The sequence below is a fragment of the Acidiphilium sp. PM genome (assembly GCF_000219295.1).
Classification (GTDB): domain Bacteria; phylum Pseudomonadota; class Alphaproteobacteria; order Acetobacterales; family Acetobacteraceae; genus Acidiphilium; species Acidiphilium multivorum.
The window spans coordinates 1-9,329 of the sequence record NZ_AFPR01000522.1 but is presented as its reverse complement, the minus strand read 5'-3'; the positions used below and the strand labels follow the sequence as shown (position 1 = coordinate 9,329).

8 protein-coding genes and 1 pseudogene are annotated in these 9,329 nt (G+C 69.3%); 6 read left to right on the top strand and 3 right to left on the bottom strand.

The window, feature by feature from the left end; all coding sequences use genetic code 11:
• The 3 genes from APM_RS22255 to kdsA all read left to right on the top strand — a co-directional run.
• Positions 1-195, top strand: a 195-nt coding sequence (locus tag APM_RS22255) for a hypothetical protein (RefSeq protein WP_039889126.1), incomplete at its 5' end; no start/stop codon positions are given.
• Positions 192-1,823, top strand: coding sequence for a CTP synthase (locus APM_RS17160; protein ID WP_007424662.1), 1,632 nt, complete (start codon positions 192-194; stop codon positions 1,821-1,823). The genes APM_RS22255 and APM_RS17160, both read left to right, overlap by 4 nt.
• The gene (gene kdsA, locus APM_RS17155) at positions 1,820-2,647 is read left to right on the top strand and encodes a 3-deoxy-8-phosphooctulonate synthase (protein WP_007424661.1); all 828 of its coding nucleotides are present in this window, start codon (positions 1,820-1,822) and stop codon (positions 2,645-2,647) included. Before APM_RS17160 ends, kdsA begins: the two co-directional genes overlap by 4 nt.
• 33 nt (positions 2,648-2,680) lie before the next feature.
• On the opposite strand, the gene APM_RS17150 is transcribed toward kdsA, so the two are convergent.
• On the bottom strand, positions 2,681-3,298 hold the full coding sequence (locus APM_RS17150; protein WP_007424660.1) for a DUF6969 family protein: 618 nt from the start codon (positions 3,296-3,298) through the stop codon (positions 2,681-2,683).
• Positions 3,299-3,329: 31 nt separating this feature from the next.
• On the opposite strand from APM_RS17150, the gene APM_RS22095 reads away from it, so the two are divergent.
• On the top strand, positions 3,330-3,593 hold the full coding sequence (locus APM_RS22095; protein WP_039889125.1) for a hypothetical protein: 264 nt from the start codon (positions 3,330-3,332) through the stop codon (positions 3,591-3,593).
• Positions 3,594-3,673: 80 nt separating this feature from the next.
• Here APM_RS22095 and APM_RS17140 read toward each other — a convergent pair whose 3' ends face one another.
• Complete coding sequence (locus tag APM_RS17140; protein ID WP_007424659.1) at positions 3,674-4,447, bottom strand: ferredoxin--NADP reductase; 774 nt, start codon at positions 4,445-4,447, stop codon at positions 3,674-3,676.
• Positions 4,448-4,637: 190 nt separating this feature from the next.
• Here APM_RS17140 and APM_RS17135 point away from each other — a divergent pair.
• Positions 4,638-6,805: pseudogene (locus APM_RS17135) on the top strand (malate synthase G).
• Between the two features lie 104 nt (positions 6,806-6,909).
• Here the strand turns inward: APM_RS17135 and APM_RS17130 are convergent.
• A complete protein-coding gene (locus APM_RS17130) occupies positions 6,910-7,098 on the bottom strand; it encodes a DUF6726 family protein (protein ID WP_035188006.1) in 189 nt (62 codons plus the stop codon).
• A 116-nt stretch (positions 7,099-7,214) separates the two neighbouring features.
• Between APM_RS17130 and APM_RS17125 the strand changes: the two genes are divergently transcribed.
• On the top strand, positions 7,215-9,287 hold the full coding sequence (locus tag APM_RS17125) for an EAL domain-containing protein (protein ID WP_007424656.1): 2,073 nt from the start codon (positions 7,215-7,217) through the stop codon (positions 9,285-9,287).
• The last annotated feature ends 42 nt before the right edge of the window (positions 9,288-9,329 follow it).

The following is a 9,329-nucleotide window of genomic DNA, read 5'->3' as shown; positions in this document are numbered from 1 at the left end:
CGCCGCGCCGGCCCCCGCCGCGCCGAATTCCGCCGCGCCGAATACGGCGACGCCGAAGCCCGCCTCGCCGGTGCCGGCCCCGTCGAAACCCGCGCAGAGCGCCCCGGCGCCGACAAGGCAGTAATGCGCGCGCCCTCATCTGCCCGGCGCGGGGTTTTGCACCGCGCCGCCCTCTGCTATGGCGGAAGCCCATGACCCGGTATGTGTTCATCACCGGCGGCGTGGTTTCCTCGCTCGGCAAGGGTATCGCCTCCGCCTCCCTCGGCGCGCTGCTGCAGGCGCGCGGCTATTCGGTCCGCCTGCGCAAGCTCGACCCCTATCTCAACGTCGATCCGGGCACGATGAGCCCGTACCAGCACGGCGAGGTCTTCGTCACCGACGACGGCGCCGAGACCGATCTCGATCTCGGCCATTACGAGCGCTTCACCGGCGTGCACGCCACCAAGTCGGACAACGCGACCACCGGGCGCATCTATTCCGAGGTCATCGCCCGCGAGCGCCGCGGCGACTATCTCGGCGCCACCGTGCAGGTCATCCCCCACATCACCGACGCCATCAAGCAGGCCATCCTGCGCGAGACCGCCGGGCTCGATTTCGTCCTCGTCGAGATCGGCGGCACGGTGGGCGACATCGAGAGCCTGCCCTTCCTCGAGGCCATCCGCCAGCTCGGCAACGAGCTCGGCCCGCACGATGCGATGTTCGTCCACCTCACCCTGGTGCCCTACATCCCGAGCGCCGGCGAGCTGAAGACCAAGCCGACCCAGCATTCCGTCAAGGAACTGCTGAATGTCGGCATCCAGCCGCACATGCTGATCTGCCGCTGCGACCGGCCGATCCCCGAGGGCGAGCGCCGCAAGATCGCGCTGTTCTGCAATGTCCGCCCCGAGGCGGTGGTCCCCGCCCTCGATGTCGGCACGATCTACGAGGTGCCGATCTCCTATCACGAGGCCGGGCTCGACCGCGAGGTGCTCCGCCATTTCGGCCTGCCGCACGATGCCGAGCCCGATCTCGGCCGCTGGCGCCGCATCGTCGAGACGGTGCGCAACCCCGAGGGCGAGGTCACCATCGCCGTCGTCGGCAAATACACCAACCTGCTCGACTCCTATAAGTCGCTCGGCGAGGCGCTGACCCATGGCGGCATCGCCAACCGGGTGCGGGTCCGGCTCGACTGGGTCGATTCCGAAATCTTCGAGCAGCCCGGCGCCGTCGCCCGGCTCGACGGGGTGCACGGCATCCTCGTCCCCGGCGGCTTCGGCGAGCGCGGCACCGGCGGCAAGATCGAGGCGGTGCGCTTCGCCCGCGAGCGCCACGTCCCCTTCCTCGGCATCTGCTTCGGCATGCAGATGGCGGTGATCGAGGCGGCGCGGAACCTCGCCGGCCTGCCCGGCGCCTCCTCCACCGAGTTCGGCCCCTGCGAGGTGCCGGTGGTCGGCCTGCTCACCGAATGGGCCCGCGGCAACGAGATCGAGCGCCGCGCCGCCGAGGGCGATCTCGGCGGCACCATGCGCCTCGGCGCCTATGCCGCCACCCTGGTCGAGGGCAGCCTGGTCCGCGCCGTCTATGGCGACGCCGCGACGATCGAGGAACGCCACCGCCACCGCTACGAGGTCAACATCCACTACCGCGAGCGGCTGGAATCCGCCGGCCTGCGCTTCTCCGGCCTCTCGCCGGACGGGCTGCTGCCGGAAATCGTCGAATACCCCGACCATCCCTGGTTCATCGGCGTGCAGTACCACCCCGAGCTGAAGTCCAAACCCTTCGACCCGCACCCGCTCTTCGCCGGCTTCATCGAGGCGGCGGTCAAGCAGATGAGGCTGGTATGATCATGAAGACGGTCGAGATCGGCGAGCTGCGCGTCGGCAACGACCTGCCCTTCACCCTCATCGCCGGCCCCTGCCAGATCGAGAGCGCGGAGCATGCGGGCGAGGTCGCCGGCGCGCTCGCGGCGATGACGCGCGAACTCGGCATCGGCCTGATCTTCAAGTCGAGCTACGACAAGGCCAACCGCACCTCGCTCACCGCCGGCCGCGGCGTCGGCATGGCGCAGGGGTTGCAGATCCTCGCCGATATCCGGGCGAAATTCGGCATCCCCGTGCTGACCGACGTGCACGACGCCGCCCAGTGCGCCCCCGCCGCCGAGGCGGTGGACGTGCTGCAGATCCCCGCCTTCCTCTGCCGCCAGACCGACCTGCTGCTCGCCGCCGGCCATACCGGGCGGGCGATCAACGTCAAGAAGGGCCAGTTCCTGGCGCCGTGGGACATGCGCAACGTCGCCGCCAAGATCGCCAGCACCGGCAACGAGCGCATCCTGCTCACCGAGCGCGGCGCCTCCTTCGGCTACAACACCCTGGTCTCCGACCTGCGCGCCTTGCCGATCATGGCGCAGACCGGCTACCCCGTGGTGTTCGACGCGACCCATTCGGTCCAGCAGCCAGGCGGCCAGGGCACCGCCTCGGGCGGCCAGCGCGAATTCGCCCCGATCCTCGCCCGCGCGGCGCTCGCGGTCGGCTGCGCCGCGGTCTTCATCGAGTGCCATCCCGACCCCGACCACGCACCCTCCGACGGGCCGAACATGATCAGGCTGGCGGAGATGCCCGCCCTGCTCGCCCGGCTGCAACAGTTCGACCGTCTCGCCAAATCCGCCTGACGCCGGCTTCCGCCGCCCCCTGTTCGGGCAGCCCTATTCCGGCAACCCGCGCCGCAGGTCCGACAGCGTCGCCTCCAGGTCGATGGCGCGGTGCGAAAGGATCTCCAGCTCCCGGTCCTCCAGCGGATCGGCGTCCGGCCGCAGCCGCCGCCGTTCCGCCAGCGCCGCATCCCGCTCCGTCAGCAGCTGCATGATCTCGCCGCGATACAGGCCGAACACCCCGGCCACCACCCGGCTGGCGACGTCCCCGCCGGAGGGCGCATAGCGCGCCGCCACCGCCCGCGCCGCCGGCGCCGGGAGAAAAACCTCCTCCGTCACCCAGCGATTGGTGGTGAACAGCCCCGCCGGCCGCCCGGTGGCATCGAGCACGATGGCGACGAGGTGATGCGGCGCCGCCGCCGAATGCCGCCCGCCCGGCCGGTGGAAGCAATGGATATGCCCGGCCTCCGCCGCGCGCGTGCCGGAATCATGGGCGTGGAAATAGAACTGCGCCCGGCTCGCCTCGTCCCACGCATCCTCCTCCGGGTAGTGCCGGAAGGCGACGAAGGGATCGTCGCCGACGAGGGCGGCGATCAGGTTGCCGCCCCCCGCCTCGGCCTCGCGCAGCGCGGCGACCAGCCCGGCCGCCGCCAGCAGCCGCGCGTCATCCATCTATTTCGACGAGCACTTCCCGGATTTCGACATGTCCGATCCCTTGGACATGCCCGACCCGTTCGACATGCCCGATCCGTTCGACATGCCCGACCCGTTCGACATGCCCGACCCGTTCGACATGCCGGATTTCGACGATTTCGTGGCCTTCGCGCCGGAGCACATGCCGCTGCCGCTGGTGGCGGCCTGCGCCGGCAGCGCCGCGGCGAGCCCGGCGATGGCGACGGCGGAGCCCAGGGTCAGCGCGGCACGGCTGATGGTCTTGCGTTCGGGCATCGGATATTCCTCCTTCTGAATAGGTGTCCTGCACGTAGCGCGGAACCCATCGCGGTCAAGGCAGATGGAGGCGGATTCACGGCACCGCAAAGCGGCGCGCTATTTCTCGACGAAGGCCTTCTCGATCACGTATTCGCCCGGCCGCGACGAGCTGCCCTCGGTGAAGCCGCGCACTTCCAGCAGCGTCGTCATGTCGTCGAGGAAGGCGGGGCTGCCGCACAGCATCACCCGGTCATCCTTCGGCCCGAGCGGCGGCAGGTCGATCCCCGGCCCGAAATTGCCGGTTTCGAGAATCTGGGTGATCCGCCCGTTATGCCGGAACGGCTCGCGCGTCACCGTCGGGTAATACAGCAGCTGCTTGGAGACCTGCGCGCCGATGAACTCGTCCGCCGGCAGGATCTTGGTGATGTATTCCTCATAGGCGAGGTCGCTGACATGCCGGCAGCCATGGATCAGCACCACCTGGCGGAACCGCTCGTAGATGTCCGGCTCGCGGATGATGCTCATGAACGGCGCCAGCCCGGTCCCGGTGCCGAGCAGGTAGAGCCGCTCGCCGGGGTGCATGTTGTCGGCGAGCAGCGTGCCGGTCGGCTTGCGCCCCACCAGCACCGGATCGCCCGGCTTCACGTGCTGCAACCGCGAGGTCAGCGGCCCGTCCGGCACCTTGATGCTGAAGAATTCCAGATGGTCGTCATAGCTGGCGCTGGCCATCGAATAGGCGCGCAGCAGCTTCTTGCCCTCGACCTCGAGCCCGATCATGGTGAACTGCCCGGCGACGAAGCGGAACGCCGGGTCGCGCGTCACGGTGAAGCTGAACAGCCGGTCCGTCCAATGATGGACCTGCGTGACGGTCTCGGTATTGAAGGCGCTCATCTGTCGCGAAGACTCCGTCGCTCGTGCGGCCGCCGGCCGGCCCTGATCGATCAACTTAATTACGGACGGGGCGGTCGATATCAACCCCGCCCGTCACAAGTCTGCCCCGGCCGGCGCAGCGGGCCTCGCCGCCCTCTCGACAAGGAGAGCCGCTTTGGCCAAAACCCGCGCAGACCAAGGAGACGAACCCATGAGCCAGACCTATGTGGACGCGGCGGGCCTGCGCGTCGCCGCCGAGCTTCACCAGTTCATCGAGACCGAGGCGCTGCCCGGCACCGGGATCGAGTCCGGCGCCTTCTGGCAGGGTTTCGCCGGCCTCATCGCCCGTCACGCCCCCCGCAACGCCGAGCTCCTCGCCGAGCGCGACCGTCTCCAGGCCGCGATCGACGACTGGCACCGCTCCCGCCGCGGCCAGCCGGTCGACCCCGCCGCCTACGAGGCCTTCCTGCGCGAGATCGGCTACCTCAGGCCCGAGCCCGGCGACGTGAAGGTCACCTCCGAGCGCGTCGATCCCGAAATCGCCGCCATCGCCGGCCCGCAGCTCGTCGTGCCGGTGATGAACGCCCGCTACGCGCTGAACGCCGCCAACGCCCGCTGGGGCAGCCTCTACGACGCGCTCTACGGCACCGACGCCATTCCCGAAGCCGGCGGCCTCGAGCGCGGCAAGGCCTACAACCCGCAACGCGGCGCCGCCGTCGTCGCCCGCGGCCGCGCCTTCCTCGACGATCATTTCCCGCTCGCCACCGGCAGCCACGCCGATGTCCGCGCCTGGCGCGTGCACAACGGCCATCTCGCCGCCGTGCTCGAAAGCGGCGAGACCGGCCTGAAGCACGCCGCCCAGTTCGCCGGCTATCGCGGCGAGCCCGCCGCCCCCACCGCCGTCCTGCTCCGCCACCACAACCTGCATGTCGAGATCGCGATCGACCCGACCAGCCCGATCGGCCGCACCGACAAGGCCGGCGTCGCCGACCTCATCGTCGAATCCGCGATCAGCACGATCATGGACGCCGAGGACAGCGTCGCCGCCGTCGATGCGGAGGACAAGGTGCTGGTCTACCGCAACTGGCTCGGCCTGATGGCCGGCACGCTCAGCGAACAGGTCGAGAAGGGCGGCAAGACCTTCACCCGCGCCCTCAACCCCGACCGCGCCTACACCGCGCCGGACGGCTCGACCCTCACCCTCCCCGGCCGCGTGCTGATGCTGGTCCGCAATGTCGGCCACCACATCTATACCGACACCGTGCTCGACGCCGCCGGCAAGCCGATCCCCGAGACGATCCTCGACCTCGTGGTCACCTCCCTCTGCGGCCTGCACGACATCCGCCGCACCGCCGGCCTGCGCAACTCCCGCGCCGGCTCGGTCTACATCGTCAAGCCGAAGATGCACGGCGCCGACGAGGTCGCCTATGCCAACAGCCTCTTCGCCGCGACCGAATCCCTGCTCGGCCTCGCGCCGGACACGCTGAAGATGGGCATCATGGACGAGGAGCGCCGCACCTCGGCCAATCTCAAGGCCTGCATCGCCGCCGCCGCCAGCCGCATCTTCTTCATCAACACCGGCTTCCTCGACCGCACCGGCGACGAGATCCACACCTCGATCGAGGCCGGCCCGATGATCCGCAAGAACGAGATCAGGAACACGCCCTGGATCAAGGCGTATGAAGACCGCAACGTCGATATCGGCATCGTCTGCGGCCTGCCCGGCCACGCCCAGATCGGCAAGGGCATGTGGGCCGCGCCCGACGCGATGGCGGCGATGCTCGAACAGAAGGTCGGCACCCCCGCGCCGGCGCCAACACCGCCTGGGTGCCCTCGCCCACCGCGGCCACGCTGCACGCCCTGCACTACCACATGGTCGATGTCGCCGCCCGCCAGGCCGAGCTCGCCGCCCGCCCGATGGGCTCCCTCGCCGACCTGCTGACCATCCCGCTGGCCGACCGCCCGAACTGGCGGCCGGAGGACATCCAGCAGGAGCTCGACAACAACGCCCAGGGCATCCTCGGCTATGTCGTCCGCTGGATCGACCAGGGCATCGGCTGCTCCAAGGTGCCGGACATCCACAACGTCGCGCTGATGGAAGACCGCGCCACCCTGCGCATCTCCGCCCAGCACATCGCCAACTGGCTGCACCACGGCATCGTCTCCGAGGCCCAGGTGATGGAGACGATGAAGCGCATGGCCGCGGTGGTCGATGGCCAGAACGCCGGCGACCCGGCCTACCGCAACATGGCCCCGGGCTTCGACGGCGTCGCCTTCCAGGCGGCGTGCGACCTCGTCTTCAAGGGCCGCACCCAGCCGAACGGCTACACCGAGTTCATCCTGCACGACCGCCGGCGCGAGGCCAAAGCCTCCGCCTGATTTTTCGCGCCTCCACCGCCGCCGCGTCCGCACCGGGCGCGGCGGCCGGCACTCCCCGCGCCCTCACGGGCCGCGGAATGTGTCAGGCGGAACGGAGCAGAAACTCAGCTCCGCGTCGGCGTCGGGTCGATCACGTTGGCGCAGGTATCGGTCGGCGCCGCCGCCACCGGCCCGACCAGCGGGACGATCTTCAGCCCCGCCGACGTCACCCGGCACGGCGCCGCCACCAGCCCGCATCCCGACAGCGCCCCGGCCACCAGACCCAGCAGCGCCGTCGTCCCGATCCATCTCATCACATTCGTGCTCATCCCCCCAGACTGAACCACTCCCACCCTACCGCGTCCATACCGGCGGATTGTGTCTCAGAAATGTGGAGACATTCTCATTTAGTTACGCTAATGTTTCAGTCATGGTGTCCAGTCAAAATCGATCCGCTTTCGCCTATGATTATGCGGCACAACAAAATCTGGCGGTCATCCGGCCGATCGCGGAAGCATTGTCCGCCCACATGGCCGATGATTTCTATAAATTCCTCGCCGACGAACCGGACATGGCCGAAACCCTGCGCCATCTCAGCGACACGGAATTTGTCGGCCTGCAAAATAAACTGCGGAATTACGTCGGTTTCATCCTCTCGGACCGCCTGACCGACGCCGATCACCGCGCCACCGCCCGCCGGCTCGGCCGCCTGCACGGCCAGCTCGGCATCCGCCCGCGCTGGCTGATCCAGCTCTACAGCCACCTGCAATCCAATCTCCAGCAGGCGATCCGCGCCACCGTCCCCGAAAGCGAGGCGCGCGAGGCCGCCGCCGCGATCGTCTGCCACCGCATCTTCGCCGACCTGCGCGAGCAGTTCGCCGGCTACGAGGAGCTGGAGGCCGAAATCGCCGCCTCCCTCGCGCAATGCGAGACCCTCGCCCTCGAATCGACCAACTTCAACGACCTCGTCACCGGCGTGCTCGAACTGCTGGGCGGCTTCACCGGCACGGTCTCCGCCTTCTTCGCCCGGGTCGACCATGAGGGCGAACTGCAGATCGAGGCCTCCGCCGGCGCCGCCGGCCCGCGCTACCACCAGGCGATGGAGTCCGGCGAGGTGCCGCGGATCAGCATCGACCCCGATCTCGAGGCCGGCCGCGGCCCCGGCGGCCGCGCCTGGCGCGAGAGCCGCATCATCTGCTCGGATGCCTGGTCGATCGAGGCTGAAAACCGTCCCTGGCACGAGCTGGGCCGCCAGCTCGGCTTCCGCTCCAGCGCCGCGGTGCCGATCCTGAACGAGGCCGACCGCACCATCGCCCTGCTCAGCCTCTATGCCGGGGTGCCGCGCTTCTTCTCCGCCCCGCGCATCTACAATTTCCTCCTCCATCTGCAGCAGATGCTGAGCCACGCGGTGCAGCGCTTCAGCCGCGCCCCGGTCATCCCCCTGCACGAGCGCCAGCGCTACCGCCGCCTGCTCGATTCCGGCCGCGTCACCTTCCATTTCCAGCCGATCATCGACCTCGACGACGGCGCCCTGCGCAAGCTCGAAGGCCTCGCCCGGCTGATCGGCGAGGACGACGCCATCGTCGAGCCGAAGCATTTCATGCCCGCCTTCGGCTCGGAGGATCTCTTCCGCCTCTTCGCGATCGGGCTCGACGAGGGGGCGAAGGCCTGCCGCGAGGTCGCCGCCCTCGGCACCGATGTCACCATCGCCCTGAACTTCCCCGCCGAGGGCATGGGCGATCCCCGCTTCATCGACATCCTGTTCGCCAGGATGCGCGCGCACGGCCTGCTGCCCCACCAGATCCAGCTCGAAATCCTCGAGGGCCACGATTTCGGGGTGGACGAAACCGTGCAGCACGATTTCCTCCGCCGCATCCGCGACGCCGGCATCCGCATCGCCGAGGACGATCTCGGCTCCGGCCACAGCTCCCTCCTCCGCCTCGACCGCTTCGGCTTCGACGACGTGAAGATCGACCAGGCCCTGGTGCAGAGCGCGCTCTACCGCCCCGAACGGGCGCTCGAATTCATCCTCTACCTCACCCGCCTCGCCCATTCCTTCGACATGAAGCTGACCGTCGAGGGCCTCGCCAATGCCGGCATGGTCGAGGCCGCCGCCATTCTCGGCGCCGATTACGGCCAGGGCTACGGCATCGCCCGGCCGATGCCGCTGGACCGGCTCGTCGAATGGCATCGCGGGTTCCGCTACAAGGTGGAGGTCACCGCGCCGAAAACCGCGCTCGGCGCCCTCGCCGCCTATCTCGGCTGGTGCATGCGCGCGCAGCAGACCCAGTCCGAGCGCCGCGCCCTCGGCCCGGTGGATGCCGAGGCGAGAATCGCCGCCTATCTCGGCGCCCGCCCCGAGGCCGCCGCCCGCGTCGGCCCGCTGGTCGAGCGCCATTTCGCCGGCGAGTTTTCCTCGCACGAGGAAATCCGCGGCCGCATCGTCCAGGAACTCACCCTGCTCTGGTTCGACGAACTGGCCGAAGCCGGCAGCGACGGCTGAATCGCCGGCCGTGCGGCAATCGCCGGCCGCGCCCGGCTTCGT

Bases quoted from the DNA above. Each gene is read 5' to 3' on its own strand.
- APM_RS17160 (WP_007424662.1), top strand. From the start codon at position 192: ATGACCCGGTATGTGTTCATCACCGGCGGCGTGGTTTCCTCGCTCGGC.
- kdsA (WP_007424661.1), top strand. From the start codon at position 1,820: ATGATCATGAAGACGGTCGAGATCGGCGAGCTGCGCGTCGGCAACGAC.
- APM_RS17150 (WP_007424660.1), bottom strand. From the start codon at position 3,298: ATGGATGACGCGCGGCTGCTGGCGGCGGCCGGGCTGGTCGCCGCGCTG.
- APM_RS22095 (WP_039889125.1), top strand. From the start codon at position 3,330: ATGTCCGATCCCTTGGACATGCCCGACCCGTTCGACATGCCCGATCCG.
- APM_RS17140 (WP_007424659.1), bottom strand. From the start codon at position 4,447: ATGAGCGCCTTCAATACCGAGACCGTCACGCAGGTCCATCATTGGACG.
- APM_RS17130 (WP_035188006.1), bottom strand. From the start codon at position 7,098: ATGAGATGGATCGGGACGACGGCGCTGCTGGGTCTGGTGGCCGGGGCG.
- APM_RS17125 (WP_007424656.1), top strand. From the start codon at position 7,215: ATGGTGTCCAGTCAAAATCGATCCGCTTTCGCCTATGATTATGCGGCA.